We start from the raw sequence: 25,930 nt of genomic DNA, 5'->3' as shown, positions 1-25,930 counted from the left end.
TCTAGGAGAAAAATTCTTCATCATCAGTTCAGGAAATGGAAAACTTCCTGAGACTGCATCTCGAGCGACTTGCGCATTTTCTGGAAGGCGGCTGCCTCCAGCTGGCGCACACGCTCCTTGCTTAGGTTTAATTCCTGACCAAGGCTTTCGAGCGTGCGGGGTGTATCGCGCAGTTTGCGCTCACGAACGATAAATTGCTCCCGCTCGTTCAACGCAGCCATTGAAGTCACCAGCCATTCACGCAACTGCTTTGTGTCGTGGCTGTGCTCGACGTTCTCTGCTGCCTGTGTGCTGTCATCTTCCAGCGCGTCGATCCATTCGCGACCTTCATCCTCGGCGGATTGGGTGGCATTGAGAGAATAGTCAGACCCGGACAAACGCCCTTCCATCATCTCTACATCATGGAGCGGAACCCCGATTTCGGTCGAAATCATCTGACGTAGCTGGTGACGGTCGAGTGTTTCGCCCGCCGAGGCAGCCTCGCGCTCAAGCCGTGCCTGAACGCGGCGCATGTTAAAAAACAGAGACTTCTGCGAAGAAGTAGAACCGGTACGCACCATCGACCAATTACGCATCACGTGGTCCTGAATCGACGCCTTGATCCACCAGACCGCATATGTAGAGAAACGTACGCCACGATCGGGGTCAAACTTGTCTGCAGCCTTCATCAGTCCAAGTCCCGCCTCCTGAATAAGGTCGTTCATCGGTGCGCCGTAGCGTTTGAATTTTGACGCCATCGAAATCGCCAAGCGCATGTAGGCAGTGATCAGACGGTGCAGAGAGGCCTCGCAGCGCTCGTCGCGCCATGCGTAGGCCAGTTTCAGCTCGGTGTCGGCGTCCAAAAGCTCCGCCTTCATCGCTGTGCGGGTGAGTGAAAAGTCTTGCGCTGTTCCCATTGCCATCTGTTCGGTCTCCCTTAGGTGCTATAGTCACTCGGTGGTGACGCTTTGTTAAGTTTACGTACCGAAGTGCACTTTGGTTCACATAAGGTTTCGAAAAATGTTGCCACGCGGGACGTTTATTTTAGGCGGAGCTGCCTCGGGAAAATCGCAGTGGGCCGAAAACTTCATACTTTCTGCCGACTTGCCCTGCATTTACCTCGCTACAGGGCGCATCTGGGACGACGAAGTAGCACAGAGGGTACAAGTGCACAAAGACCGGCGCGATGCCCGATGGAGCACATTTGAGGAACCTCTCGAATTGGGGCCAAAGCTGGCGCAATTGACCACCAATACACCGGTCCTGATTGACTGCGCGACAATGTGGCTCAACAATCAGATGATGGAAGATACCGACCTGTCGCGCGCGACCGACGCTTTGCTTATGGCGCTTGATGGTTGTGCTGCTCCATGGGTCATCGTCTCGAACGAGGTAGGCCATGGCATAGTTCCCGATAACAAGCTTGCCCGCAGCTTCCGCGAGGCACAGGGGCGGCTTAATATCGCACTGGCGCGTCAGGCCGATCTTGCGGTTATGGTGGTCGCAGGCCTTCCTCAGGTTCTCAAAGGGGTACTGAAATGACAACATGGCATTGGGTTCGACACGGACCCACACACGAAAAATCATTTGTCGGCTGGCGTGATGTGCCTGCAGATCTGTCTGACACAGCGTTGATCGCGCGCGTACGCGACCACCTCCCCAAGGAGGCGTTGGTCGTTTCCTCTGATCTGATCCGCTCCATCGCCACCGCAGACGCTCTCGCGTTGCCCGATCACACCCGTCTTCCGCATGAAGCCGATCTGCGCGAGATCAACTTTGGCATTTGGGACGGCATGCATTTTGATGCTGTCGCCGCCCGTGACCCGCGGCTTAGCCGCGAGTTCTGGGAGAAACCCGGCGATATTCAGGCACCAGACGGTGAAAGCTGGAACCAGACCGGAACGCGGGTCAGTGCTGTTGTCGACCGTCTCAACGCTAGTCACACCGGCGCGCACATCGTTGCTGTGGCGCATTTCGGCGTGATCCTGACGCAGGTGCAGCGCGCGTTGGGAGTGTCGGCGTACGAGGCGATGGCCCATAAAATCGATAATATATCCGTGACCACGCTTACCCATCATGGTGGCGACAAATGGCATGTAGGTGCGATCAACCACCTCCCGTGATGGCCCTCAAAACATTTTGAATTTGCGCAAGTGTCTGCGCACCGATACGAATTGAATTATGACATACAAACTATTTATCGGTGACCGTACCTTTTCGAGCTGGTCTTTGCGCGGCTGGCTGATGCTGCATAAATTTGATCTGCCCTGCGACGTGCAGATGGTCGGCCTGTATAGCCAGACAATGGCGCAGGATATGGCAGCGCTGGCGCCCGCACGCCTCGTGCCGGCCTTGCGCACACCTGAGGGTGATGTCGTGGGCGAAAGTCTTGCTATTGCCGAAACGCTCGCAGAACGACACCCTGCGATTGCCATGTGGCCGCGCAATGCTGCGGCGCGGATCCGTGCCCGATGGCTTTGTGCCGAAATGGTTGGCGGCTTTGGTGCGCTGCGTGGAGAATGCCCGATGCAGCTTGCCCATGTCGATGCAGATTTTGCAGCTTCGGATGCGGTTAAATCCGACCTGTTGCGCATCGAAACCCTCTGGGCCTTTGCGCGAGAGATAGCATCAGACGGCCCATGGCTTTTTGGCGCCTATTCCATTGCAGATGCATTTTACGCTCCCGTTTGTGCCCGCATCACAGGCTATAACCTGACAGTATCAAAAGCGGCTCACGCTTATTGTCAAACCACTCTCACGGATCCGGCGTTCCAGCAGTGGCGGGCAGAAGGGCTAAAGAAAAGCTACAGCCCCTTCCCCTATCCTCCTGCAGGCCGCACAACACCTTGGCCAAGTGAAACCATTAACCATTCCTAAAGAAATACTGCTGTACCGTTAACCAATTTCTGGGAACGGAGCAGGATCATGGTTGCACGCGCCTATAGCGTTGCATTTCAGGGCGTTGAGGCACGCATTGTTGAAGTGCAATGTGCCATCACACCAGGATTGCCCGCGTTTTCGATTGTCGGGCTTCCAGACAAGGCCGTTTCCGAGGCACGGGACCGTGTGCGCACCGCGCTTACCTCCATGGCCATTGCCCTTCCGTCCAAGCGGATCACCATAAATCTCAGCCCTGCAGACCTCCCCAAGGAGGGCAGCCATTTTGATCTGCCAATCGCGCTGGCGTTACTGGCAGCACTGGATATTTTGCCAAAGGACGTGGTCGAGACCGTTGTTGCTCTGGGGGAGCTATCGCTTGATGGCTCGCTTGTGCCGGTCCTTGGAGCTCTGCCCGCTGCGGTGGCTGCGGCAGAGGAAAACCGGAGCCTGCTTTGTCCCCAAGGCTCCGGCGCAGAGGCCGCGTGGGTCAATGCATGTCAGGTCATCGCCGCTAAAACACTGGGCGATGTTGTCCGCCACTACACCGGTCAGGTGCCGCTCCCTCCTGCAGAACCAGGCGAGGTGGCCCCGATCAACCGCAGCCGTGACCTCAGCGAGGTCAAAGGGCAAGAGCGGGCAAAACGTGCGATGGAGATTGCTGCCGCTGGCCGTCACCATCTCATCATGGTCGGCACACCCGGGTCTGGCAAATCCATGCTCGCTGCCCGCCTGCCCGGCATTTTGCCGCCGCTTTCACCAGCCGAAGCTCTTGATACCTCAATGATCCACTCCCTTGCCGGTCTACTGGACGAGGGCGGCATTTCCCGCGAGCGTCCATTTCGTGAACCGCATCATACTGCCTCAATGGCAGCGATCATCGGTGGCGGTCGGAATGCTAAACCGGGCGAAGTGAGCCTTGCCCATAACGGCGTGCTGTTCATGGACGAGTTTCCGGAGTTTGCCCGCAATGTCCTTGAAACTCTGCGCCAGCCGATTGAAACCGGCGAAGTAATGATCAGCCGCGTCAATGCCCACGTCAAATACCCCTGCCGGTTCATGCTGGTCGCGGCAGCCAACCCCTGCAAATGCGGGTATTTGCCCGATCCATCGAGGGCGTGTTCAAGGGTGCCACAATGCGGAGAGGATTACATGGCCCGTATTTCAGGGCCTTTGATGGACCGGTTCGATCTGCGCGTCGATGTACCGCCCGTTGCATATACCGATCTTGACTTACCGTCGTCCGGCGACAGCTCCGCAACAGTTGCGGAACGGGTTGCACAGGCCCGTGAAATTCAGATGATCCGCTATGCCGCACATCCGAAAATGCTTTGTAATGCCGATGCGGAGGGCGAGATCCTAAGCGAAATAACAGCGCCCGATGCGGAGGGGCGCGATATACTGCTGCGCGCGGCGGAACGCTTCCGCCTGTCGGCAAGAGGTTACCACCGCGTCTTGCGCGTTGCGCGCACCATCGCCGATCTCGACGGATCCGAAAACGTGCGCAAACCCCATATAGCAGAAGCGGTGAGCTTCAGACTTCCCAGTTCTGTCGTTGCCTGATCCACTGCGCCAAGGCGTCGATGGTACCCCGCGCCTCTGGCAAAGTATTGTGAAATATCGGCCAGACATGGGGAAGGTCGTGGGTAATCACCAGTTCGACCTCTGCACCATCAGCGCGTATCTTGTCCGCCAGCCTGCGGGAATCGTCCAACAGTATTTCTGTGTCGCCCACCGTGAGCCAAGCAGGTGGCAATCCCTTAAAGTCCGCGAACAACGGGCTGACGAGGGGCTCGTTGGCAGGGTGAGCGTTCAAAAACATCTCAGCCAACTCGCTTGCGCGGCCAGCGACCAACAGGACGTCACTGTGCGCGTTAAACGCAAAACTGGGCCCGCTGAAAGTGAGATCCGCCAGAGGCGAGAAGCCAAAGACAGCGCCGGGCAATTCAGCACCTTCAGCAGCCAGAGCGGCGACCAATCCAAACGCCAGCGCGCCGCCCGCACTGTCACCACCTATGACGATATCAGCAGCGGATACACCACTGGCGAGAAGGCCGTCCCACGCACTGCGCACATCATGGGGTGCTGCAGGATAAGAATGCTCAGGCGCAAGACGGTAGCGCGGCAATACACATTGCGCGCCAATCTGAGCAGCGATTCGTGCAACCATTGCGCTGTGGGTGTCAGGGCTCCCGAATACGAAAGCACCGCCGTGGATATAAAAAAGGTAGCGGTCTGGCGATGTCTGCGGCAGCATCAAAGTGAGACACGGCACATCGCCAAAGGCTTCCCACTCGCTTTGCGTGCCGCGCGGCGGATGGAAAAATAGTTTCGATTGTTTTTCCAATGCGCGGCGCAAAGTGCGCACATCACCAGTGCGCATTCGCCGTTTTTCAACAGTACGCAGCCAGAAGTTCAATGGCTGCCGCAAAAAGCTCATCCGCGCTTTGCTTCGATTACATCCCAGATTTTGCCGGCAATATTCACACCGTCGAATCGTTCAAGTTCTTGAATGCCGGTGGGCGAGGTCACATTAATTTCAGTTAAATAGTCACCGATCACGTCGATACCGACGAAAACCTGCCCCTTTTCCTTCAGTACACCACCAATGCGCGCACAGATTTCGCGATCACGTTCTGTCAGGCCAACCTTTTCGGGCCGCCCCCCCACATGCATGTTCGAGCGGGTCTCGCCCTCGGCGGGCACACGGTTGATGGCGCCTACAGGCTCGCCGTTGACCAAGATCACCCGCTTGTCCCCTTTGGACACATCGGGCAGAAATTTTTGTACAATCAACGGCTCGCGGGAAAATCCGGTGAAGAGCTCATGCAGCGAGCTGAGATTGCGGTCTTCGCGGGTGAGTTTGAAGACACCAGCGCCCCCATTACCGTACAGGGGCTTCAGAATCACATCACCATGCTTTTCCTTGAAGGCTTTTATCGTTTCAAGATCATGGGCAATTGTAGTCGGCGGCGTCAAATCCGGATAGTCGAGCACCAAAAGCTTTTCAGGGAAATTGCGAACCCAGAATGGATCATTCACCACCAATGTTGTCCCGGCTATCCTGTCGAGGAGATGGGTGGAGGTGATGTAATGCATGTCAAAGGGCGGATCCTGCCGCAACCAGACGACATCAAACGTAGCAAGGTCAACTTCCCGCATCTCGCCCAGCACGGCCGGATTGCCCGCGATACGCTGAACGGTCATATCCTGCCCGCGCGCTGTGATCCGCCCCTCCTGATAGGAAAGGTGATCAGGTGTGTAGAAAAACAGTGTATGCCCGCGCAGCTGTGCCTCCTCTGCGAGGCGGAAGCTGCTGTCTGCGTTGATATTGACGGCCCCGATCGGGTCCATTTGAAAGGCGATTTTCATGGCTCTATCCTTGCTGTTGCACTCTAGATGACAAAGCAAGGCGACCTGTGCAATGGGCTCAGCAGTGGCCGAAGGCGTTTTCAATTATTTGTGTCTCACCAAAACCGTTCACCAAGGCCACGTCAAAGCGTACTTCTGTCAGGCTTCCGCGCGGTTGTGTGCCCAGATATTCCTCGGCACAGCGATAGATACGGCGCATTTGCACGGCACTAACGCGAAGCGCTGCGCGCTCAAAGCTACGGCTTTGTTTGACCTCGACGAAGATCAGTCCGTCACCATCGTTCAAGATCAAATCAATCTCGCCGGATTTCCCGCGCCAGCGTTGTTGCGCCAGTGGGTAGCCTCGCTGTGCATAATTACGAACAATCGCTCCTTCCGCCGCCAATCCGGCGTGAAAAGACATTGAACCGCGATGGGCGCGCTGTTGCGAAGTATCATTATTCCGCGCTGTCATGGCCCTCAGACTTTTTTCGAATTAAGCTCTAATGCTACCTGATATACCTGCCTGCGCGGCAAAGCGTGGGCTTTGGCGACCAGATCCACAGCATCACGCATCGACAACTCGTTCAGTGCAGCACTCAAAGCTTCTTCTAAATCAGCGGTATTAATTTTTTCTAAATCGCCACGGTCTACCAGAACGACAATCTCGCCTTTGGGCGTGGTGCTTGCGTAAAACTCGGCCAGCTCTTCCAACGTACCGCGCCGGATTTCCTCGAATTTTTTGGTGAGCTCGCGGCACATTGCAGCATTACGCCCACCGCCTAGCGCTGTCTGCGCATCGCGTAGCATAGCGCCCAGCCGCTTGGGCGATTCGTAGAATACCAATGTTGCCCGCACATCGCGCAAACCCTCCAAAGCACTCAGCCGTGCAGCTTTTGAGCTGGGCAAGAAACCGGTGAAATGAAAAGCATCCGTAGGCAATCCGCCCAATGTCAATGCAGTCAACACCGCCGAAGGCCCCGGCGCACAGGTCACCGCGACCCCGGCAAGCGCAGCAGCGCGCGACAACTCAAAACCCGGATCAGCAATAAGTGGCATCCCCGCCTCAGATGCGTAGGCGATGGATTTTCCCCCTTGCGCCGACGCAATCAGCCGCTCGACGTCACCGGCTTTCGAGTGGTCATGCAAGGCGGTTATCTTACGTCCATCAAGTGAAATACCGTGTATATCCATGAGCTTGAGTAGGCTTCGAGTATCCTCCGCGACCAGCATATCCGCGCTTGCCAGCACGTCGAGTGCGCGCAATGTAATGTCACGTGCAGTGCCGATCGGTACCCCGACAAAGGTGATTCCCGGTGCCAGTTTCTGCTTATTAATATTCAATGCTGGACCCGCCCTTTTGACACGATATGATTGCCCGAATGACAGCGCAGAGCAATACCTGCGCCTTTGACCGGGGAGTACCGTTACCATGTTTGCCATTCTGCGCGCCATCCGAAAGCCCATCCGGATGCTTATGCTGCCAATTTTCGCAATGATGTTGTCAGCTTGTGATCCTGCTGCTTTGGGAGGTCTATCCGGTGGCGGTGGCCCCAAGATCGATCCAAACGAGCCTATTCCCGTTGCTCTTCTGGTGCCCCGTGGGGGCTCTGCCTCCGATGATCTGCTGGCAAAAAACCTCGAGAATGCAGCCCGCCTTGCGATCCGCGACCTTGAGGGTGTGAACATTGATCTGCGTGTATACGGTACAGCAGGCAGAGCAGATGTCGCAGCCGCTGCCGCCTCTCAGGCCGTGACAGAGGGCGCAAAGATTATCCTTGGACCCCTCTATGGCGAGGCGGCGAATGCGGCTGGCGTAGCGGTTGCGGCTTCAGGTGTGAATGTCCTTTCGTTTTCAAACAATACGACCATTGCGGGCGGGAATGTTTTTGTTCTTGGGCCAACATTCGACACCTCGGCAAACCGGTTGGTAAATTACGCCAAGCGCGCTGGAAAAGACAGAATCGTGGTTCTGCATGCCAATGACATTGGCGGGCAACTTGGACGTAATGCGGTACAGCGGGCAATCGCGGCAAACGGCGCCACTCTGGCGGGCGATGTCGAATATGCCCTAAGTCAGGAAGGCGTGCGCAGCGCAGTTCCACGCGTCAAGGCCGCGGTCGAAACCACAGGCGCGAACGCCGTGTTTATCACCGCAAATTCTGCAACAGCTCTGCCGCTACTGGCGGAAATGTTGCCCGGTGCCGGCGTGACAAATGCGCAGGCGCAGTTTGTCGGCCTTTCGCGTTGGGACACGCCGATCCAGACATTGGCGCTTCCCGGGCTTCAGGGCGGCTGGTTCGCGCTGCCCGATCCCGCTGCCAGTGCGGCATTCGCCGCCCGCTACAACGCGGCATATGGCGAGCGGCCCTTGGACATTGCGGGTCTCGCCTTTGACGGTATTGCCGCTATCGGTTCACTCGTGAAGAACAAAAAGGGCAATGCCCTAACAGCCTCGGCTCTGACCCAAGGAGCCGGCTTCCGCGGAGCCAGCGGTATATTCCGCCTCCGGTCGGATGGATCAAACGATCGTGGCCTTGCAGTGGCAACAGTTCGTAACAATCAGGTTGTCCTGCTTGAAGCCGCGCCTACGGCATTCGGCGGCGCGGGCTTCTGAGCAGCGCGGTGAACGGTCCTGAAACACTGCTCCCAGACGCGGCCCTCGCGCCGCGTCTGGGAGCAGAAGCGATCGAAATCTATGACCACGCCACGGTAGATGCAGAAATCGCTGCAGTGGCGTCAGATACATCTGCAGATGCGCGTGCCGCAATCGTGCAGGTTTTACGCCAAGCGCAGACAAAAGGGCGCGCAGCCATTGCCGAAGCTTTCGCCGCCGCACCCTTTGATGCAACCGCGATGACGGCCTCCTATACGTATCTCACGGACGGCATGGTGAAATCCGTCCTGAACGTGACCACTCGCACCCTCTACCCCGCACCGTCGGACGCCGCAGCACTGAGCGTGATTGGCGTGGGAGGATACGGGCGCGGTGAGATGGCGCCGTTCTCCGACGTCGATTTATTGTTCCTCGTGCCTGCAAAAATCACCCCTTGGGCCAGCAACGTGATCGAAGCGATGCTCTACATTCTGTGGGATCTCAAGCTCAAGGTAGGGCATTCCAGCCGCACGATCCGCGACTGTGTGCAGCTGGCCAAAGAGGATTATACAATTCAGACCGCCTTGTTGGAGCATCGCTATGTGTGCGGCGACGTGGAACTGGCCGAGACACTGGCTGATGCGCTCAAGCGTGATCTTTTCTCTGACGGCGGCCCTGCGTTTATCGAGGCCAAACTGGCGGAGCGCGACTCGCGGCACCTTAAGCAGGGACAGCGTTATGTCGTGGAGCCAAACGTAAAGGAGGGCAAAGGCGGGCTGCGCGATCTGCAATCACTGTTCTGGATTGCAAAGTATATCCATGGGGTTGAGCACTCGGCCGATTTGGTTACGGCGGGGGTATTTCGCGCCGAAGAGTACAAAACCTTTCAAGCCGCCGAAAACTTTTTGTGGGCAGTACGTGGGCATTTGCACCTGCTGACAAAGCGCGCGACAGAACAGCTGACTTTCGACATGCAGGTAACTGTCGCGGAAGCGATGGGGTACGAGGACCGTGACGGCCGGCGCGCCGTCGAGGTGTTTATGCAGGCCTACTTCCGCCATGCCACTGCTGTGGGGGATCTCACGCGTATCTTCCTGACGAAACTGGAAGATATGCACGTCAAGTCAGAGCCGCTGCTGGAGCGACTGTTTCGCCGCAGACCCAAAATCAAGAATGGCTATCTAGTAGTGCATAACCGCATCGCAATTGAGAATGATGCCGTTTTCCTTTCGGCCCCGCTCAATATGCTGCGCCTGTTCGAGGAAGCATTGCGCACCGGCATGCTGATCCATCCCGACGCTATGCGCACCGTCAAGGCGAACCTGCATCTGATCAACGACACCGTGCGCACAGACCCCGAGGCCCAGCGCATCTTCCTTGATCTCATGCTAAAACATGGTAACCCCGAGCGGGCGCTGCGCCGCATGAACGAGCTTGGCATGCTCGCTGCTTTTATCCCCGAATTCGAGCCGATCGTGGCGATGATGCAATTCAACATGTATCACAGCTATACCGTCGACGAACACACGATCCAGACCATCGCTAACCTTGCCCGCATTGAAAAAGGCGAACTTGAAGAGGAGTTGCCCGTCGTCTCCTCGATCTTGAAACGTGGTGTAAACCGCAAGATTCTGTATGTCGCGCTATTGCTGCATGACATCGGCAAAGGCCGGCCAGAGGACCATTCGATCCTCGGGGCACAAATCGTGCGCAAGGTCGCGCCCCGTCTGGGTCTCAAGCAGGAAGAAGTAGATACCGTCGAATGGCTGGTCCGCTACCATCTGGTCATGTCTGATATGGCGCAAAAGCGCGACATTGCAGATCCCCGTACCGTGCGCGACTTTGCCAAAGCGGTGGAGACGGTCAAACGGCTCGACCTGCTGTGCGCTCTGACTGTTTGCGATATTCGCGGAGTGGGTCCAGATACATGGAACAACTGGAAGGCAGTGCTGATCCGTGGCCTTTATCGACAAACACACCGCGCGTTAGAGACGGGCCTTGAGGATCTCAACCGGACCAATAGGGGTGCGGAGGCAAAGAAAACCTTGCGCGCCGCCCTTCCGGATTGGCCGAAAAAAGCGCTCAAAGTCGAAACTGCACGGCATTACGATCCCTATTGGCAGGGCATGCATGTGACCGCCCATGTCGCTTTTGCCAATCTACTGCGTGACATCGAACCGGACGAGCTGCGCATCGATCTGCACCCCGACGAGGACCGCGATGCCACCCGTGCCTGTTTTGTGATGTCTGATCACCACGGTGTTTTCTCGCGGCTTGCAGGGGCATTGGCGCTGGTGGGTGCGAATGTCGTTGATGCGCGTAGCTACACCAGCAAAGATGGCTATATAACCGATGCATTCTGGATTCAGGACAGCGAAGGCAATGCCTATGAGGCCTCTAAACTGCCCCGCTTGCGCCAGATGATCGAGAAAACTCTGCGCGGTGAAGTCATCGCACGCGATGCCCTCAAATCCCGCGACAAAGTTAAAAAGCGCGAGAAGGCTTTCCGCGTGCCAACCTCTATTACCTTCGACAATGACGGCTCGGAGATTTACACAATCATTGAGGTCGACACCCGCGACCGGCCGGGCCTTTTGTACGATCTGGCGCGTACCCTTGCGGGGCTCAATGTCTACATAGCCAATGCCGTGATTGCGACTTACGGTGAGCAGGTGGTCGACACGTTCTATGTCAAAGACATGTTCGGCCTGAAATATTACTCTGAGAGCAAGCAGAAGACGCTTGAAAAGCGCCTGCGCGAGGCAATCCTTGAAGGGGTGGCCCGCGCCGACAGCTGATGATGATGGCGGCGCATCGCACAATTGCTTTGCTGCCGTGGTACCAGTTTCTCAACGGCTTATTGTTCTGGCAAGCAGTCTGGTTTTTGTATTTTCAAAGCACCCTGTCCGGTGCAGAAGCGATAATTCTTTATTCGGTCTACGACATATCCGTGACCGTGCTTGAAGTGCCGTCCGGCTACTTCTCCGATCGCATCGGCCGCCGTCTCACACTTTTGCTGTCTACATTATGCTCGCTTCTGGGATGTCTCGCACTGGCCTTGGGTGGCAGCTTTTCTCTCTTTGTGCTGGGTCAGGCGCTGTTGGGCGCGGGCGTAGCGTTTAAATCGGGGACAGACTCGTCCCTTCTATACGAATCGCTGGAGCATGCAGGGCGTGCAAATGAAATCGAGGCACAAGAGGTCAGGATTTGGCGGTTTACACTTGCAGGTTTCGCCCTGTCTGCAGTTCTTGGTGGTGCGATGAGCCTTTGGTTTCCGACACTGCCCTTCTACGCTACCGCGGGTGCTTACGCCCTCGCTGCGCTGATTGTATGGCGTATGGAAGAACAACCGCGCACCGCCACCGAGGCCGTGACGATGCAACTTGCCTCTTTGAGGGCCGCTTTTTTGAACCCCGTGCTGGCGTGGCTTTTTGGACTCTCGGTGCTGATGTACGGGTTCAGCCACCTGCCTTTTGTGTTTGGGCAACCCTTTATCCTCACCGCCCTTAGCAATATGGGTCTCGCGGCACAGGCCCCTTTGGTCAGCGGGGCAGTGACCTGCGCCATGATGCTGGTATCTGTGCTGGCGTCGCTTGTGGCGTTGCAGTTGCGGCGTGCTATCGGATTGCCGCTGTTGCTGCTGTCTGCATTCGCCCTGCAAATTGCACTTGTCAGCGCCCTTGCGATCAGTACTTCGGCCATCGTGATTGGCATTTTACTGTTGAGAATTGTTCCCGATTCCCTCTCCACACCGTTTATTCTGGCACGGGTACATCCGCTTTTACAGGCGGGCACCCGTGCCACATATCTTTCGCTTAAAAGTCTTGGAGGGAAGGTTCTGTTTGCCGTTACACTCCTGTTCGCCGCGACAACAGCACAGGATGCAGGCCATCTTCCCGCTGATGATCTTCAGCGCATTTTAGGTTGGTACGCTATCGGAGGGGTTATATGCCTTGCCACCCTTGCACTAATGGCGCGGCGCATCATGATCGAGCCTTCTCAGAAAACAGAATGATCGCCCAGCGCTACGCTGCGGTCCTGAGCGATCAGCGTCGCGTAGAAATCAAACAGCGTATCGGTCCCTGTTTCGGGGGTGGCATCAGCATCGTATATTCCGCGCTTTGCGTCCCAGACCAGCATTGATTCCGTTGCATAGTAGCGTCCGATGCCCGCAAGCTCAGCCTTGTCGGCCATCGCTGGACTGACAACGCCTGCCAGTCGCAGCAGGGAACGTACGCCAGTCATCAGCGCCACCGGCACGCGCGTGACCTTCAAAGGCCGATCCAGTAGCGCAAACAGCGCCTCCGCCTGATCCATCGGCGTAATCGCAGGACCGGGACCACCGATAGGAAGTATCCGGTTTTCCCGAGCAGGATCATCCAGACAGCCCGCAATGAAGACGCCCAGATCGCGGTCGCTGATGGGCTTGCAGGCCGTGAGCAGGCCATCCCCGAATACCAAAAATGCCTTGCCTGCCCGTACGCGGTCCAGTTGCCCCGAAAGGGATTTGAAAAACGCTGTAGGCCGCACGATGGAGTAGATCATGCCCGATGCCCTCAGCTTTGCCTCGAACGCAAGCTTGGCGTGTTGAAACTCTAAACGCGGCTTTTGCACACAAATCGCGGAGAGCAGGATGAATTGCGGGACCCCAGCAGTCTGTGCCGCGCGCAACAGCGCAATGTTGGCGTCATAATCGACCGCCTGCGCATCATTGCGCGTCCCGCTGCGGGACGCGATGCAGGATACAACAGCGTCGAAATGTTCGCCACGCAGACCGTCTTGTGCAACGGATGCCTCGCTGCGCAGATCCCCAATCCGCACTTCGGCACCCAAATCGGCGGGCGAGCGCGCAAAACATACCACTTCGTGCCCCGCTGCGCGTAGCGCGGCAAGTGTGGCGCGACCCGCCGTTCCGGTAGCGCCGGTCATGAAGATACGTTTGGATGCCATCTGCAGCGTAACATCCCGAAAATCCGCCGCCTGCGCAAGCGTTTGTAAAAGACAATTGCGCAGCATCGCACCAAACGCTAGGCCAAACACATCGCAGCAAAGGCCAACATCCCATGAAACCTATCCGTCTGATGACAGGCTTTTTCACCGTCGGGGTCTGGACCCTTCTGAGCCGCGTTTTGGGATTTGTGCGCGATGTCATGATCGCGGCATATCTTGGCTCGGGTCCTGTAGCCGAAGCTTTCCTTATTGCCTTTTCACTGCCTAATATGTTTCGCCGTTTTTTTGCCGAAGGGGCATTTAACATGGCCTTTGTGCCAATGTTCTCGAAGCGCTTGGAAGCCAATGACGATCCACAGGGTTTTGCGCAGGATGCTTTTGTGGGCATGGCGTTTATCCTGACGATTTTCACCATTGTAGGCATCATTGCCATGCCAGGTCTGGTGCTGTTGATGGCATCGGGATTTCGCGGCGACGAGCGGTTTGATCTGGCGGTGGAATATGGTCGTCTCGCATTTCCCTATATTCTGTTTATCTCGCTGGCAGCGCTTGTATCAGGTGTCCTGAACGCCACCGGGCGTTTTATGGCCGCTGCAGCTGCTCCGGTTGTGCTCAATATTATCTTCGTGATCGCTGTGCTGGTCGGGGCGGCAGCGGGACGGCCAATGTCTGACGCGCTCGGGGTTGGTCTTGATCAGGCGCTAGGGTTACGTGTGGGCGATACGCTGGCGCTTTCGGTGCCACTGGCAGGGATTGCGCAGCTGGCACTGGTCTGGTGGGCGGCAAAACGGGCCGGATTTACCCTGCGCCTTTGGAAACGCCCCCGCCTCACGCCTGACCTGCGGCGTCTGGCCATTATTGCGGCTCCCGCAGCCCTCGCTGGTGGTGTCGTACAGGTAAATCTGCTGGTCGGCCGTCAAGTCGCGAGCTTTTATGACGGCGCTGTTGCGTGGCTCAGCTACGCCGACCGCCTCTACCAGTTGCCTTTGGGTGTCGTGGGCATCGCCATAGGCGTTGTCCTCCTGCCTGACCTGTCACGTAGGCTCAAGGCAGGTGATACCGCAGGCTCCCAAACCACCCTCAGCCGTGCGGCCGAAGTGTCACTGGCGCTGACTATACCGTCCGCAGTCGCACTTGTTGTGATCCCGCTTACGTTGGTGTCGGTACTGTTCGAACGCGGTGCAACGACCGTGGACGACAGTGCAGCGATTGCCACAGCCGTGATGATATACGGCCTCGGACTACCCGCATTCGTGCTGCAAAAAATCTTGCAACCGCTCTATTTTGCGCGCGAAGATACCAAGCGGCCTTTTTATTACGCGCTGGTGGCTCTGGTTGTGAATGCAGGGCTGGCGATCGGGCTGGCCCCGATAGTCGGATGGCTCTCGCCTGCGATTGCCGCCACGACAGCGGGGTGGGCGATGTTTGCGCTGCTCGCGATCGGTGCACGCAGCTACGGAGATGCTGCAAAATTCGATGTGCGTTTTCATAAACGCATCTGGCGCATTATTGCTGCCAGCCTGTTTATGGGCTTCGCGCTGTGGTTTTCCGAACTGCAAATGGGTGCGCTGTTCGCGCTCCCCGGTTGGCGCGGGCTGGGTCTGCTTATCCTGCTGAGCATCGGCGCGGTTGCCTATTTCGGCTTTGGCCAACTTATCGGTGCGTTCCGGATGGCCGAGTTCCGGGATGCTGTCCGGCGCCGGCGCTAGCGCCGGCGCAACCGCTGTAGAATACGCGCCCATTCACCGGGCGCACAGATAAAGCAAAACAGAAAGCCACAGACAAAGCCCGACAGTTCCGCCACCCAACCGTTCCCGACCGTTGCAAACAAGCTCCAGACCAGCTGGAGCCCCATGAGCATTCCGATAAGGCTGAACGCCTGCATCTGCTTGCCGCCCGCGGCGCCCAGCTTTCGCCACATCAAAAAACTATAGCCGCCGATAAGCCCGTAGACAGACGGATATGCTCCTACCAGCCACACAGGGTCATTGAGCAGCAGCGCATAAGCCAGCGCACCACCAATGCCTGACAGCATGAACAGCGCCAGCATAGCGAATTGTCCCATTACTTCGGCGGCCATTTTGCCCAGCGCCAGCATCAGAACCACCGCCAGCAACGTGTGGGTAAAGCTGAGGTGGATAAACGGATAGGTAATCAGCCGCGCAAGATGATGCAGGGGCCAGTAGTTCTGGGCAATCATCGCATCGAACAAATCACCCGAGAACCCCCAATCCCGCACCAGCGCGAGGCGCCAACCGATCGCACTTGGCCCTCCGACCAACCCCGCCTCTCCCAGCGACAGCACAGCCTCGATCCCTGCGGTCAGCAAGAAGAGGGCCACTACCACTATGGGCAATTTGTTGAACGGCGGTTCGAAATCGGGATCGTTACGGGGGGTGTTGTCGTCTGACATCGGTCTCTTTCGGTCTGTTGACGGGAACCTAAGCCATGGGTAAGCCCAACGGGAGCGCATATCCAGCCCCAACCGGAGCATCCCATGACCAAAAATACATTCACCCCCCGCGTCTTTTCCGGCATCCAGCCGTCGGGCGGTCTTACACTGGGTAATTATCTGGGGGCGATCAAACGCTTTGTGGATATGCAGAACGTTGGTAATTTCCAGACAGTTTACTGCATGGTCGACTTACATGCGATCACTGTCTGGCAAGACCCTGCAAAGCTGCGCCATAACACCCGCGAGCTTGCCGCAGGTTTCATCGCCTCGGGGATATCTCCTGAAAAATCTATCCTGATCAATCAGTCCGCTGTGCCCGAACATGCCCAGTTAGGCTGGATCTTTAACTGTGTTGCGCGCATGGGCTGGATGGGTCGTATGACCCAGTTCAAGGACAAGGCCGGCAAAAATGCCGAGAACGTCTCGCTCGGCCTCTTCGGTTATCCTGCGCTTATGGCCGCCGATATCATGGTATATCATGCGACACACGTGCCGGTGGGCGAGGATCAGAAGCAGCACCTAGAGTTGACCCGCGACATCGCTGCCAAGTTCAACCACGATTACGGCGTTGATTTCTTTCCCGAGGTCGAGCCGGTGATCGAGGGCGCCGCTACGCGTGTGATGTCCCTGCGCGATGGATCCAAAAAAATGTCAAAGTCCGACCCCTCAGATGCAAGCCGCATCAACATGACCGATGATGCCGACACCATTGCCAGGAAAATCCGCAAGGCCAAGACGGACCCCGACGCCCTGCCCTCCGAAATTGAAGGGCTCAAAGACCGCCCCGAGGCGCGTAATCTGGTGAATATCTATGCCGCACTGAACGAGCAAACGGTCGAGCAGGTACTGGCGGATGTTGGCGGCCAGCAATTCGGCACGTTCAAACCTGCATTGGCGGAATTGGCGGTCGCAAAACTCTCTCCTATCTCGTCCGAGATGGCCCGCCTGATGGCGGATCCCGCCGAAATTGACCGCCTGTTGGCCAAAGGTGCGCTGCAGGCACGCGAAATTACCGCGCCCATTCTGAAAAAAACCTATGAGATTGTAGGCATGGTGGGCAACTAAACACGCCCTGCATCAGCGCACAGTTTCTGCGCGGATGCAGGGATCGCACGCTAATGCATGCGGGCCTATTTTCAGGGGATAGTGATACAGGATCCCCACATGGCACATGCAACAATCGGCCACATTCATCTGCGCGTCGCAAACCTCGAGCGCGCTATCGGTTTTTACCGTGATATTCTTGGCTTCGATCTCACTATGCAAATGGGTATCTCCGCCGCATTTTTGGGCGCTGGCGGCTATCACCATCACATTGGCCTGAATACATGGGAGAGCCTTGGCGCTACGCCGCCCCCCGCAGGACACACCGGCCTCTATCATAGTGCATTTCTTTACCCTGATCGCGCTGCGCTTGGTTCTGTGCTCAGGCGCGTGATGGATGCGGGCGTGCCGCTCGACGGGGCTGCCGACCATGGGGTGAGCGAGGCGATTTATCTGCGGGACCCCGACGGTAACGGGGTCGAGTTATATCGAGACCGCCCGCGTAATGAATGGCCTTATGACGCAGATGGCAAACTGGCCATGACAAATACAACACTGGATCTGCGCGCGCTGTTGCGCGAGGCATCCTGACCGGAATCAATTGCCGTGGACAATCCCCGCTCCCTTTGCCACCCTCAGCCAAAGTAATAGGAGGCCATCATGGCTACGGGTTTTTTCTGGGACGAGCGCACATTTTGGCATGCGGGGGGCAACTATGCCATGACTCTTCCGCTGGGGGGATTGGTTCAACCACTCGCGGCTGGTGGCCTTCCCGAAAGCCCGGAGACAAAGCGCCGCTTCAAAAACCTGATGGATGTGACGGGCCTGAGCCGAGAGCTCGACCTGCGCACGGCCCCCCAAGCGACCCGTGAGGAGCTGTTGCGCGTTCATCCTGCGTCCTATCTTGATGCCTTCAAGTCTGCGTCTGACGCAGGGGGCGGTGAACTGGGGCATCATGCGCCGTTTGCCAAAGACGGCTACGAGATTGCGGCGCTGTCAGCTGGTCTTGCCACTGCAGCAGTGCGTGCTGTCGCAAAGGGTGAGTTGACAAATGCCTACTCCCTAAGCCGCCCGCCCGGTCACCACTGCGAGCCGGACAAACCGATGGGCTTTTGCCTGCTTGCCAATATTTCCATCGCTCTCGAAGCAGCCTTCGCTGAAGGCACCGCCAAGCGCGCCGTGATCCTCGACTGGGATGTCCACCATGGCAACGGCTCGGAGGCGGTTTTCTACGGGCGCGACGATGTTCTAACCATCTCCCTGCATCAGGAGGGAAACTATCCGCTGGAAAGCGGCGGCTTGGATGACCGTGGCACGGGTGTCGGTAAGGGGTATAACCTCAACCTCCCGCTGCCGCCCGGTCTCGGCCATGAAGGGTATCTCCATGCCATCGACACCGTGGTGATCCCCCAGATCAAGGCGTTCGCTCCCGACATCATCATCGTCGCCTGCGGCTATGACTGTGCCATGCCGGACCCCCTTGGATCCATGCTGGCCACGGCACAAACATTCCGGGACATGACTGCGCGCATCAAACGGACTGCCGAAGATATTTGCGGCGGAAAGCTGGTTGTTGTTCACGAAGGGGGATATTCGGAAGTGTATGTGCCGTTTTGCGGTCATGCCGTGATGGAGGTACTGTCCGGCAGTGAAACAACCGCCCCTGACCCCATGGCAAAGGCAATGAGCCTGCGCCAGCCGAATGCCCGTGTTGTAGCATTCCAAAAAGAACTGATCGACGATATGGCTGCCGAGATAGGAGTTTAACCGATGCCCGCCCCGAACCCTGCTGCGCTGGATTTTCTTCTCAGCCGTCGCTCACGCCCTGCGAAAACGCTGAGCGGTCCTGTGCCCGACCGCGCCGCATTGACACAGCTCCTCACTGCGGCGTCACGCAGTCCTGACCACGGCAAGCTGGAGCCATGGCGGTTTATCGTGCTCGACCGTGCTGCAATGGCACGCCTAGCAGCATTGGCGCAGGCCCGCGGGACCGCGCTGGGGTTGGAAGCTGAGCAGATCATCAAAGGCCGCACACAGTTCGACCAAGGCCATCTCGCAGTGGTTGTTGTCGAGGTTCAACGTGCATCAGAGAAAATTCCACCACTGGAGCAGACCTACGCTGTGGGCGGCGTTTGTCTGGCCCTTCTGAATGCGGCGCTTGCGGCGGGATGGGGCGCAAACTGGCTAAGCGGTTGGGTCAGTCATGACCGTGAGTTTATTGCGCAAGGTCTCAACCTCGCTCAGCATGAACGGGTTGCGGGCCTCATTCACATCGGAACCGAGACAAGCGTGCCACCTGACCGCCCGCGCCCTGACGTGAATGCAATCACCACATGGCTCTGAACACAGTTTTCACGGCCTTTGGGCTTGCGCTGGGTCAGTTGGGTGATCCACGCTTTCGCCGCGTACTTCTGTTGGGCATTGGCGGCGCACTTGCTGTACTTGCCGCGTTCACATGGGGGCTGGCGGCGCTGGCGGAATGGTTCGCAGGCGATGCTGTCACACTCCCGCTTGTGGGTGAGGTGCGCTGGCTAGATACGGCGTTTGGCTGGGGTGCTGTCGTACTGGGTATGGCACTGTCGGTATTCCTGATGGTGCCTGTCGCGTCTGCGATCACATCACTGTTTCTGGACGATGTCGCGGACGCAGTCGAGTCTGTTCACTATCCCCACATACCCCAAGCACCACGCACGCCGTTTATGGAGGCCATGCGCGACACGCTAGGCTTTCTAGCGGTGATCGTAGCGGTAAATCTTTGTGCCCTGATCCTCTATCTGGTGTTTGCACCAGTTGCGATTTTCATATTCTGGGCCGTGAACGGATTTTTGCTGGGACGGGAGTACTTCATGCTGGTCGCAATGCGCCGCGTTGGTCGTGTTCGCGCCAAAGAGCTTCGGCGCAAACATTTCTTGACGGTTTGGCTCGCGGGCATCCTGATGGCAATGCCGCTGTCAATTCCGCTGGTGAACCTCGCGATCCCGATCCTTGGCGCCGCGACCTTCACACATTTGTACCAACTGCTCACTACCGCGTCCCGCGTCCCATCCAGCTCTCCAGATCATTCACGCTGATCACGCCCGACAGGATAATCGCCACAAACGCTCCCCAGATCGCTAACGCTATCAGGGTGGTCCACAGCGCTTTTTTCTTGAGGTGGTGATGTTCAGGTGCGCCAGCATGCGTGCCCGGAACGATATCCTTTAGATCCCCCTGCGTCTGAACGCGGATTGGCAAAATAATCAGGAACAGCATGAACCAGACGATGGCATAAAGGACGAGGCCCGATACAACGCCCATGCTTAAACCTGCTCGAGTTCGACGAGCGCGCCGTTGAAATCTTTGGGATGGAGGAAAATGACCGGCTTGCCATGTGCGCCGATCTTCGGTTCTCCGGTGCCCAGAACTCGTGCGCCGGTTGATTTGAGATGGTCTCTCGCCGCGATGATGTCATCAACCTCATAGCAGATGTGATGGATACCCCCAGCGGGGTTTTTGTCGAGAAAACCCTGAATGGGGGAATCCTCACCGAGCGGATACAAAAGCTCGATCTTTGTGTTTGGCAACTCGATGAAGATCACAGTAACACCGTGATCCGGCTCGTCCTGTGGCGGTCCTACATTTGCGCCCAAGGCATTGCGGTACTGGTCGGCAGCCGCCTCCAGGTCAGGCACAGCAATGGCCACATGGTTCAGACGTCCGATCATGGTATTCTCCTCAGGTCGTGGTTCTTTATGTTTATGGAGCGCAAAACATCCGCGTGCAATGCGGCGTGTTAACTCTCTCTTAGCGATGGCTGCCTAACAATAGGGAAACTTGTATGGAATCGGAGAGCATGATGGAACCAAACGACCCGTTTGCAGCTAACTACCCCGCGCCCACTGCGGCGCGCCCTCTGCTGGGATTGACGGTTCTCGTGGTGGAGGACAGCCGATACGCTTGCGAAGCGATGCGGCTGTTGTGCCTGCGCTCTGGCGCGCGGATCAGGAGGGCCGATTGTATACGCTCAGCGCGGCGCCACTTACAGGTCTACCGCCCCTCTGTTGTGGTCGTTGATATGGGGCTTCCAGATGGCAATGGTGCCGATTTGATCGAGGAACTTGCCCAGGCCCCATCCGAGCGTAGTGTAATTATTGCCACTTCGGGCGATGACACGCTTGAGCGGGAAGCGATTTCCGCAGGTGCGCAGGGTTTTTTGAGCAAACCTATCACTTCGCTCGCGGTGTTTCAGCAACTGGTGCTGGCCGCCCTTCCGCCCGAGCGGCGGCCATCTGGCCTGCGGGCCGTCATTGACGAGCAGGTGAGCCCCGATGAAATCGCTTATCATGACGATATCAACTATGCAGCAGAACTGTTGGATAACTTGCCTGACGACAAAGCGCTCGATTACATTGCGCAGTTTCTTGAAGGCGTGGCGCGCTCAGTCGAAGACAGCCTGATGGAGAAAGCGGCAAAGGCCCTTGCAAACAAGCGTGCGGCTGGCGAGGCGACAACATCCGAAATGGCGCAGATTGCGGGGCTGATCCAACAACGACTTGCTCATAAAATTGCGATCTAACGGCGTCGCACTGCCGCCGGATCCTCTGATACTCGTACCAGACGGGTCATATCCCCAAGGCTTTCTCGCTGCTGTCCGTTCGTGTCAAAATTCCCAGGCGAGAGCCATGCCGAGTAGGCCTCCTTTAGCGCAGGCCATTCCGCATCAATAACGGCAAACCACGCGGTGTCGCGGTTGCGTCCCTTTACAACGGCCGCCTGACGGAAAACCCCTTCGTAGCTGAACCCCAAGCGCTGAGCTGACCTCCGCGATTTGACGTTCAGCGCATTACACTTCCATTCATACCGCCGGTAGCCCGCTTCAAACGCCCAGGCCATCATGAGATACATCGCCTCAGTGGCAGCGGGCGTTTGTTGGAGTGCAGGGCTAAAATTAATATGCCCTACCTCGATTGACCCTGCGACGGGGGAAATCCGCAGATAGCTGGCTACTCCCTCCCAATTCCCAGATCTAAGGTTTTTGATTGCGTAGAAGTGTGGATCTTGAAGGTCAGCATGATCCCGCACCCAACGATGGTATTGGGAAGCAGATGAGAACGGGCCATAAGGCAGATAGTCCCAGACTTTTTCATCATCGACAAATGAACGATAGAGCAATGCGGCATGATCTTCGGCGCACAAGCGTTCAAGGCGTACGAACTGCCCCTCCATCGGATCAGATGTCGGCATTAACGGTTCGGCCCAGTTTTCGACAACTGCACCCAATTGTACCTGGGATGATATTTCTGTGTTCATCGCAAAATAATAAGCTTCATTCTGAACGAGGCCAAGCACACAATGATACAGCTGTGTTAAATCAAATGCGCAGTATTCAGTGCTCTCCTACGCGTACTGCTGCCTTATTCCGGCGATACCCAGACCCTATTCAGAGAGAAGCAGGGGAGCGTCATGCAGTTATTCACACGAAACTTTCTAAAGGAAACATCCGGGGCAGTAACGGTCGATTGGGTTGTGCTTACAGCGGCCGTGGTGGGGCTTGGCCTTGCTGCGGCGATTAGCGTTGCAAATGGAGCGACAGGTTTGGGTGAAAACCTCGGGGCCTTTTTAGAGACGGAACAGCCTTTTCCTCAAAATGAGTGACTTTAGGTCGTCATGATATGGAACTCTGCCCTGTATCTGCGGGTTAAACGCACAGTAATATATAGGAGCTTTACCATGCCATCCATTTATGACGCCATTAAAGCCGATCACGACGCCCATCGTGACTTGCTTGATAAAATTGAAGCGACGAGTGGGGACAGCAAAGACCGCCGGTCGCATTGGCAGGCATTTTATGAGGATGTAAAATCGCATGCTGCCGCAGAAGAAGAAACTTTTTACTCCAAACTGATTTCTAAAACATGGGGGCAAGACGCCGCCCGCCATTCGGTACACGAGCATCAAAAGCTCGATGACTTGATGGAAGAGCTAAACGAGACCGATATGTCCTCTTCCGGATGGCTGACGCGGTTCAAGACGCTCAAACATGATTACGAGCATCATATGGAGGAAGAAGAGACCGACGTCTTTACACGCGCCAAAGAAGTCATTGGTGCAGAACAAGACCAGGATTTTGGCAATCGTTTTGAAGCTCGAAAAAAGAAAGAGCGCGGCCTTATTGATGAAAAAAAGGAAGATAGTCTCGAAGACTGAATGTCATCCGTAAACAACAAAAAAGCGCCGCAAACTAATGCGGCGCCTTTTTCTATTTATCCTGGGGTATCACTCTGAGGCCCAGTTCCATCAATTGCTCTGGCATCGGATCGTTTGGTGCATTCATCATCACGTCCTCCGCCCGCTGGTTCATCGGGAACAAGATGACTTCGCGAATATTGCTCTCCTCGGCGAGCAGCATAACGATGCGGTCAATGCCTGCTGCGCACCCACCGTGCGGCGGAGCGCCATACTGAAATGCGTTCACCATTCCTCCGAAGCGCTTTTCGACTTCCTCTTTGCCGTAGCCTGCAATCTCAAACGCCTTGAACATAATTTCGGGCCGGTGATTCCGGATTGCCCCTGACACTAATTCGTATCCATTGCACGCCAAGTCATACTGGTAGCCCAATACTTCTAGGGGGTCACCGTTCAGCGCATCCATTCCGCCCTGCGGCATCGAGAAGGGGTTGTGCTCGAAATCTATTTTGCCGCTTTCCTCATCTTTTTCATAGATCGGGAAGTCAACAATCCATGCGAAGGCAAAGCGGTCAAGCTCGGTCAGGCCCAGTTCTTCGCCGATTACGTTGCGCGCACGGCCTGCTACCGCTTCAAAAGCCTTTGGCTTTCCACCAAGGAAGAATGCAGCATCTCCGACCCCAAGCCCGAGTTGGACCCGGATTGCTTCGGTCCGCTCTGGCCCGATGTTCTTAGCCAAGGGGCCGGCTGCCTCCATCCCATCGCCTTGATCGCGCCAGAAGATATACCCCATTCCGGGGAGTCCTTCTTTCTGCGCAAAAGCGTTCATGCGGTCACAGAACTTGCGACTGCCACCCGTAGGCGCAGGTATTGCACGAATTTGTGTGCCATCCTGTTCCAGAAGTTTTGCAAAAATGGCGAATCCAGACCCTTCAAAATGTTCAGATACAACCTGCATCTTAATCGGATTGCGCAAATCCGGCTTGTCCGAGCCATACCAAAGTGCAGCGTTCTTATAGGAAATCTGCGGCCAGATTTGGTCAACAGCTTTGCCGCCGCCAAATTGCTCGAATATGCCGGTCAATACAGGCTGAATAGTGTCAAAAACGTCCTGTTGTTCAACGAACGACATTTCGAGGTCGAGCTGGTAAAAGTCAGTAGGCGAGCGGTCAGCACGTGGATCTTCGTCTCGGAAGCAAGGCGCGATCTGGAAATATTTGTCGAAACCGGAGACCATTAGCAACTGTTTGAACTGTTGAGGTGCTTGCGGAAGCGCATAGAATTTTCCGGGATGCTGACGGGAAGGGACTAGAAAATCACGCGCTCCTTCGGGCGAAGATGCTGTAATAATCGGCGTCTGGAACTCTTTAAAAGAACGGTCCCACATCCGCTGGCGTATTGAAGATACGACATCCGAACGTAAAATCATATTGCGTTGCATCTTTTCACGGCGCAGGTCGAGATAGCGATACCTAAGGCGTGTTTCTTCAGGATATTCCTGATCGCCAAACACCTGAAGTGGTAGATCCCCGTTTACACGGCCCAATACCTCAAGATCACGAATAAAAACCTCTATCGCGCCAGTAGGAATTTTACCATTAACGAGTTCGGTAGCGCGTGCCTTTACCTCGCCATCGATGCGAATACACCATTCGGCTCGCACTTTTTCGACGTCTGAAAACACTGGAGAATCGGTGTCGCAGATGAGCTGGGTTATACCGTAATGGTCACGCAGATCGATAAATAGGACTCCACCATGATCTCGGACGCGGTGAACCCATCCTGACAATCGAACACTGTCTCCCACGTTAGTGTCATTTAAATCAGCACAAGTCTGGCTTCTATAGGCGTGCATTTGCGTCCCTTTCTCTCTCTCCGCAGTCTCTTCACAGAGGTGAGACACCGAACGGATATATTTTGGCAGGTACATATCGGGCGCGAAGTGAAGTCAAGTGGTAGGCATACAAATTGCGTCAGTCAAAGCGCTGAGTATCTAGGATTTTGTGATTATGTTATTAATCTAGCGTTTTTTTGTTTTATTTTGCTGAGTTTGTTTGTGCCTGCTGTGCAGTGTGAGTGTGTTTGTTTTTGGATCGAAAGGATCTGCTTGAGGATTGTTTATTTAGTTTGTGCTATTTTCGCGTGTCTTGGGTTGTTTGCGGGTTTTCGGGGTCTTGGAGTAGCAAGACAAAGCATTTTTTCTATTGAGGTTTTTTGGGAGGCATTGGCGTCTGGCTTTTGATGAGGGTGCGGGGATGTGATAAGTATGTCGAGACACGCTGGAGATGTTCGGTTTGTGCCGTGACAGTCTAATTTCAGATAGCTTCTGGCTTAGAGTGAGGCAGCTTGCGATAGGTCTGACACGTTTTCACGTTGGGAGGCGCCATAAAGGGTAGTGCCTCTGGAAGCGGCAGAGCTAAAATCAGCAGATCTTTAGACTTTTAAGTCTGCATAAGAGCGTATCCATAGCGAAGGTGCTATCTGTCGATGCGCTTGCAATAGGTTTAAGCAGG

Annotated in this window: 27 protein-coding genes; 16 read left to right on the top strand and 11 right to left on the bottom strand. The window is 56.2% G+C overall.

Going from position 1 to position 25,930, the window contains the following annotated elements:
* Nucleotides 1–23 precede the first annotated feature (23 nt).
* The gene (locus C8N30_RS09840; protein ID WP_025064335.1) at nt 24–902 is read right to left on the bottom strand and encodes an RNA polymerase factor sigma-32; all 879 of its coding nucleotides are present in this window, start codon (nt 900–902) and stop codon (nt 24–26) included.
* A gap of 97 nt (nt 903–999) precedes the next feature.
* Between C8N30_RS09840 and cobU the strand changes: the two genes are divergently transcribed.
* From cobU to C8N30_RS09820, 4 genes are read left to right on the top strand one after another with little or no spacing between them, the layout of a single operon-like run.
* Nucleotides 1,000–1,521, top strand: coding sequence for a bifunctional adenosylcobinamide kinase/adenosylcobinamide-phosphate guanylyltransferase (cobU, locus tag C8N30_RS09835; RefSeq protein ID WP_025064334.1), 522 nt, complete (start codon nt 1,000–1,002; stop codon nt 1,519–1,521).
* The gene (locus C8N30_RS09830; RefSeq protein ID WP_025064333.1) at nt 1,518–2,102 is read left to right on the top strand and encodes a histidine phosphatase family protein; all 585 of its coding nucleotides are present in this window, start codon (nt 1,518–1,520) and stop codon (nt 2,100–2,102) included. Before cobU ends, C8N30_RS09830 begins: the two co-directional genes overlap by 4 nt.
* Nucleotides 2,103–2,160: 58 nt before the next feature.
* Entirely contained in the window at nt 2,161–2,856 is a 696-nt protein-coding gene (locus C8N30_RS09825; RefSeq protein WP_025064332.1) for a glutathione S-transferase, read from the top strand.
* Nucleotides 2,857–2,904: 48 nt separating this feature from the next.
* On the top strand, nt 2,905–4,419 hold the full coding sequence (locus tag C8N30_RS09820; protein ID WP_025064331.1) for a YifB family Mg chelatase-like AAA ATPase: 1,515 nt from the start codon (nt 2,905–2,907) through the stop codon (nt 4,417–4,419).
* Here the strand turns inward: C8N30_RS09820 and C8N30_RS09815 are convergent.
* Genes C8N30_RS09815 through rsmI form a run of 4 tightly spaced genes read right to left on the bottom strand, consistent with a single transcriptional unit; the run spans nt 4,391 to nt 7,551 of the window.
* Nucleotides 4,391–5,296 (bottom strand): alpha/beta hydrolase, encoded by a 906-nt coding sequence (locus C8N30_RS09815; protein ID WP_025064330.1) that lies wholly within the window; start codon nt 5,294–5,296, stop codon nt 4,391–4,393. The genes C8N30_RS09820 and C8N30_RS09815 overlap by 29 nt on opposite strands.
* Nucleotides 5,293–6,228, bottom strand: coding sequence for a glutathione synthase (gene gshB / locus C8N30_RS09810; RefSeq protein ID WP_025064329.1), 936 nt, complete (start codon nt 6,226–6,228; stop codon nt 5,293–5,295). Before gshB ends, C8N30_RS09815 begins: the two co-directional genes overlap by 4 nt.
* Nucleotides 6,229–6,286: 58 nt before the next feature.
* Complete coding sequence (locus C8N30_RS09805; RefSeq protein WP_025064328.1) at nt 6,287–6,682, bottom strand: YraN family protein; 396 nt, start codon at nt 6,680–6,682, stop codon at nt 6,287–6,289.
* Between the two features lie 5 nt (nt 6,683–6,687).
* Complete coding sequence (rsmI, locus tag C8N30_RS09800; RefSeq protein ID WP_025064327.1) at nt 6,688–7,551, bottom strand: 16S rRNA (cytidine(1402)-2'-O)-methyltransferase; 864 nt, start codon at nt 7,549–7,551, stop codon at nt 6,688–6,690.
* A gap of 88 nt (nt 7,552–7,639) precedes the next feature.
* On the opposite strand from rsmI, the gene C8N30_RS09795 reads away from it, so the two are divergent.
* The 3 genes from C8N30_RS09795 to C8N30_RS09785 are packed head-to-tail and all read left to right on the top strand — an operon-like array spanning nt 7,640 to nt 12,818.
* Nucleotides 7,640–8,824, top strand: a complete 1,185-nt coding sequence (locus tag C8N30_RS09795; RefSeq protein ID WP_025064326.1) for a penicillin-binding protein activator — start codon at nt 7,640–7,642, stop codon at nt 8,822–8,824.
* Between the two features lie 8 nt (nt 8,825–8,832).
* Complete coding sequence (locus tag C8N30_RS09790) at nt 8,833–11,601, top strand: [protein-PII] uridylyltransferase (protein ID WP_025064325.1); 2,769 nt, start codon at nt 8,833–8,835, stop codon at nt 11,599–11,601.
* A complete protein-coding gene (locus C8N30_RS09785; protein WP_025064324.1) occupies nt 11,601–12,818 on the top strand; it encodes an MFS transporter in 1,218 nt (405 codons plus the stop codon). Before C8N30_RS09790 ends, C8N30_RS09785 begins: the two co-directional genes overlap by 1 nt.
* On the opposite strand, the gene C8N30_RS09780 is transcribed toward C8N30_RS09785, so the two are convergent.
* Nucleotides 12,803–13,753, bottom strand: coding sequence for an NAD(P)H-binding protein (locus C8N30_RS09780; protein WP_198021487.1), 951 nt, complete (start codon nt 13,751–13,753; stop codon nt 12,803–12,805). The two genes, C8N30_RS09785 and C8N30_RS09780, sit on opposite strands and share 16 nt — an antisense overlap.
* A 113-nt stretch (nt 13,754–13,866) precedes the next feature.
* Between C8N30_RS09780 and murJ the strand changes: the two genes are divergently transcribed.
* Nucleotides 13,867–15,462: a murein biosynthesis integral membrane protein MurJ gene (gene murJ / locus C8N30_RS09775; RefSeq protein WP_025064322.1), complete on the top strand. Its 1,596-nt coding sequence runs from the start codon at nt 13,867–13,869 to the stop codon at nt 15,460–15,462.
* Here the strand turns inward: murJ and C8N30_RS09770 are convergent.
* Entirely contained in the window at nt 15,459–16,166 is a 708-nt protein-coding gene (locus C8N30_RS09770) for a rhomboid family intramembrane serine protease (protein WP_025064321.1), read from the bottom strand. The genes murJ and C8N30_RS09770 overlap by 4 nt on opposite strands.
* A gap of 84 nt (nt 16,167–16,250) precedes the next feature.
* Here C8N30_RS09770 and trpS point away from each other — a divergent pair, with 84 nt between their 5' ends.
* The 5 genes from trpS to C8N30_RS09745 all read left to right on the top strand — a co-directional run bounded on the left by trpS (nt 16,251) and on the right by C8N30_RS09745 (nt 20,323).
* Nucleotides 16,251–17,273, top strand: a complete 1,023-nt coding sequence (trpS, locus tag C8N30_RS09765) for a tryptophan--tRNA ligase (protein WP_025064320.1) — start codon at nt 16,251–16,253, stop codon at nt 17,271–17,273.
* A 99-nt stretch (nt 17,274–17,372) separates the two neighbouring features.
* A complete protein-coding gene (locus tag C8N30_RS09760; protein WP_025064319.1) occupies nt 17,373–17,843 on the top strand; it encodes a VOC family protein in 471 nt (156 codons plus the stop codon).
* A 69-nt stretch (nt 17,844–17,912) separates the two neighbouring features.
* The gene (locus C8N30_RS09755; protein WP_025064318.1) at nt 17,913–19,019 is read left to right on the top strand and encodes a class II histone deacetylase; all 1,107 of its coding nucleotides are present in this window, start codon (nt 17,913–17,915) and stop codon (nt 19,017–19,019) included.
* A 3-nt stretch (nt 19,020–19,022) separates the two neighbouring features.
* Nucleotides 19,023–19,595 (top strand): nitroreductase family protein, encoded by a 573-nt coding sequence (locus C8N30_RS09750; protein WP_025064317.1) that lies wholly within the window; start codon nt 19,023–19,025, stop codon nt 19,593–19,595.
* The gene (locus C8N30_RS09745; protein ID WP_025064316.1) at nt 19,586–20,323 is read left to right on the top strand and encodes an EI24 domain-containing protein; all 738 of its coding nucleotides are present in this window, start codon (nt 19,586–19,588) and stop codon (nt 20,321–20,323) included. The genes C8N30_RS09750 and C8N30_RS09745 overlap by 10 nt, the downstream gene beginning before the upstream one ends.
* Here C8N30_RS09745 and C8N30_RS09740 read toward each other — a convergent pair.
* Both C8N30_RS09740 and mce read right to left on the bottom strand, forming a co-directional pair.
* On the bottom strand, nt 20,277–20,549 hold the full coding sequence (locus C8N30_RS09740) for a DUF1467 family protein (protein ID WP_025064315.1): 273 nt from the start codon (nt 20,547–20,549) through the stop codon (nt 20,277–20,279). The two genes, C8N30_RS09745 and C8N30_RS09740, sit on opposite strands and share 47 nt — an antisense overlap.
* A 2-nt stretch (nt 20,550–20,551) precedes the next feature.
* Entirely contained in the window at nt 20,552–20,956 is a 405-nt protein-coding gene (gene mce, locus C8N30_RS09735) for a methylmalonyl-CoA epimerase (RefSeq protein WP_025064314.1), read from the bottom strand.
* A gap of 131 nt (nt 20,957–21,087) precedes the next feature.
* On the opposite strand from mce, the gene C8N30_RS09730 reads away from it, so the two are divergent.
* On the top strand, nt 21,088–21,807 hold the full coding sequence (locus C8N30_RS09730) for a response regulator (RefSeq protein WP_025064313.1): 720 nt from the start codon (nt 21,088–21,090) through the stop codon (nt 21,805–21,807).
* On the opposite strand, the gene C8N30_RS09725 is transcribed toward C8N30_RS09730, so the two are convergent.
* Entirely contained in the window at nt 21,804–22,475 is a 672-nt protein-coding gene (locus C8N30_RS09725) for a GNAT family N-acetyltransferase (protein ID WP_232222859.1), read from the bottom strand. The two genes, C8N30_RS09730 and C8N30_RS09725, sit on opposite strands and share 4 nt — an antisense overlap.
* Nucleotides 22,476–22,694: 219 nt before the next feature.
* On the opposite strand from C8N30_RS09725, the gene C8N30_RS09720 reads away from it, so the two are divergent.
* Nucleotides 22,695–22,886 carry a hypothetical protein gene (locus tag C8N30_RS09720; RefSeq protein ID WP_025064311.1) on the top strand — a complete coding sequence of 64 codons (192 nt, stop codon included), beginning with the start codon at nt 22,695–22,697 and terminating at the stop codon, nt 22,884–22,886.
* A 75-nt stretch (nt 22,887–22,961) separates the two neighbouring features.
* A complete protein-coding gene (locus tag C8N30_RS09715; RefSeq protein WP_025064310.1) occupies nt 22,962–23,438 on the top strand; it encodes a hemerythrin domain-containing protein in 477 nt (158 codons plus the stop codon).
* A gap of 52 nt (nt 23,439–23,490) precedes the next feature.
* Here C8N30_RS09715 and aspS read toward each other — a convergent pair whose 3' ends face one another.
* Nucleotides 23,491–25,272, bottom strand: coding sequence for an aspartate--tRNA ligase (gene aspS, locus C8N30_RS09710; protein ID WP_025064309.1), 1,782 nt, complete (start codon nt 25,270–25,272; stop codon nt 23,491–23,493).
* Nucleotides 25,273–25,930 lie beyond the last annotated feature (658 nt).

The organism is Sulfitobacter guttiformis, from assembly GCF_003610455.1.
GTDB lineage: Bacteria > Pseudomonadota > Alphaproteobacteria > Rhodobacterales > Rhodobacteraceae > Sulfitobacter > Sulfitobacter guttiformis.
The sequence above is the reverse complement of the archived record's forward strand: the minus strand, read 5'-3'. Positions and strand labels throughout refer to the sequence as shown.

What these genes read in the sequence shown, in the direction of transcription:
- C8N30_RS09840 (WP_025064335.1), bottom strand. Translation starts at nt 902, where the DNA reads ATGGCAATGGGAACAGCGCAAGACTTTTCACTCACCCGCACAGCGATG.
- cobU (WP_025064334.1), top strand. Translation starts at nt 1,000, where the DNA reads ATGTTGCCACGCGGGACGTTTATTTTAGGCGGAGCTGCCTCGGGAAAA.
- C8N30_RS09830 (WP_025064333.1), top strand. Translation starts at nt 1,518, where the DNA reads ATGACAACATGGCATTGGGTTCGACACGGACCCACACACGAAAAATCA.
- C8N30_RS09825 (WP_025064332.1), top strand. Translation starts at nt 2,161, where the DNA reads ATGACATACAAACTATTTATCGGTGACCGTACCTTTTCGAGCTGGTCT.
- C8N30_RS09820 (WP_025064331.1), top strand. Translation starts at nt 2,905, where the DNA reads ATGGTTGCACGCGCCTATAGCGTTGCATTTCAGGGCGTTGAGGCACGC.
- C8N30_RS09815 (WP_025064330.1), bottom strand. Translation starts at nt 5,296, where the DNA reads ATGAGCTTTTTGCGGCAGCCATTGAACTTCTGGCTGCGTACTGTTGAA.
- gshB (WP_025064329.1), bottom strand. Translation starts at nt 6,228, where the DNA reads ATGAAAATCGCCTTTCAAATGGACCCGATCGGGGCCGTCAATATCAAC.
- C8N30_RS09805 (WP_025064328.1), bottom strand. Translation starts at nt 6,682, where the DNA reads ATGACAGCGCGGAATAATGATACTTCGCAACAGCGCGCCCATCGCGGT.
- C8N30_RS09795 (WP_025064326.1), top strand. Translation starts at nt 7,640, where the DNA reads ATGTTTGCCATTCTGCGCGCCATCCGAAAGCCCATCCGGATGCTTATG.
- C8N30_RS09785 (WP_025064324.1), top strand. Translation starts at nt 11,601, where the DNA reads ATGATGATGGCGGCGCATCGCACAATTGCTTTGCTGCCGTGGTACCAG.
- C8N30_RS09780 (WP_198021487.1), bottom strand. Translation starts at nt 13,753, where the DNA reads ATGGCATCCAAACGTATCTTCATGACCGGCGCTACCGGAACGGCGGGT.
- murJ (WP_025064322.1), top strand. Translation starts at nt 13,867, where the DNA reads ATGAAACCTATCCGTCTGATGACAGGCTTTTTCACCGTCGGGGTCTGG.
- C8N30_RS09770 (WP_025064321.1), bottom strand. Translation starts at nt 16,166, where the DNA reads ATGTCAGACGACAACACCCCCCGTAACGATCCCGATTTCGAACCGCCG.
- trpS (WP_025064320.1), top strand. Translation starts at nt 16,251, where the DNA reads ATGACCAAAAATACATTCACCCCCCGCGTCTTTTCCGGCATCCAGCCG.
- C8N30_RS09760 (WP_025064319.1), top strand. Translation starts at nt 17,373, where the DNA reads ATGGCACATGCAACAATCGGCCACATTCATCTGCGCGTCGCAAACCTC.
- C8N30_RS09755 (WP_025064318.1), top strand. Translation starts at nt 17,913, where the DNA reads ATGGCTACGGGTTTTTTCTGGGACGAGCGCACATTTTGGCATGCGGGG.
- C8N30_RS09750 (WP_025064317.1), top strand. Translation starts at nt 19,023, where the DNA reads ATGCCCGCCCCGAACCCTGCTGCGCTGGATTTTCTTCTCAGCCGTCGC.
- C8N30_RS09745 (WP_025064316.1), top strand. Translation starts at nt 19,586, where the DNA reads ATGGCTCTGAACACAGTTTTCACGGCCTTTGGGCTTGCGCTGGGTCAG.
- C8N30_RS09740 (WP_025064315.1), bottom strand. Translation starts at nt 20,549, where the DNA reads ATGGGCGTTGTATCGGGCCTCGTCCTTTATGCCATCGTCTGGTTCATG.
- mce (WP_025064314.1), bottom strand. Translation starts at nt 20,956, where the DNA reads ATGATCGGACGTCTGAACCATGTGGCCATTGCTGTGCCTGACCTGGAG.
- C8N30_RS09730 (WP_025064313.1), top strand. Translation starts at nt 21,088, where the DNA reads ATGGAACCAAACGACCCGTTTGCAGCTAACTACCCCGCGCCCACTGCG.
- C8N30_RS09725 (WP_232222859.1), bottom strand. Translation starts at nt 22,475, where the DNA reads ATGCCGACATCTGATCCGATGGAGGGGCAGTTCGTACGCCTTGAACGC.
- C8N30_RS09720 (WP_025064311.1), top strand. Translation starts at nt 22,695, where the DNA reads ATGCAGTTATTCACACGAAACTTTCTAAAGGAAACATCCGGGGCAGTA.
- C8N30_RS09715 (WP_025064310.1), top strand. Translation starts at nt 22,962, where the DNA reads ATGCCATCCATTTATGACGCCATTAAAGCCGATCACGACGCCCATCGT.
- aspS (WP_025064309.1), bottom strand. Translation starts at nt 25,272, where the DNA reads ATGCACGCCTATAGAAGCCAGACTTGTGCTGATTTAAATGACACTAAC.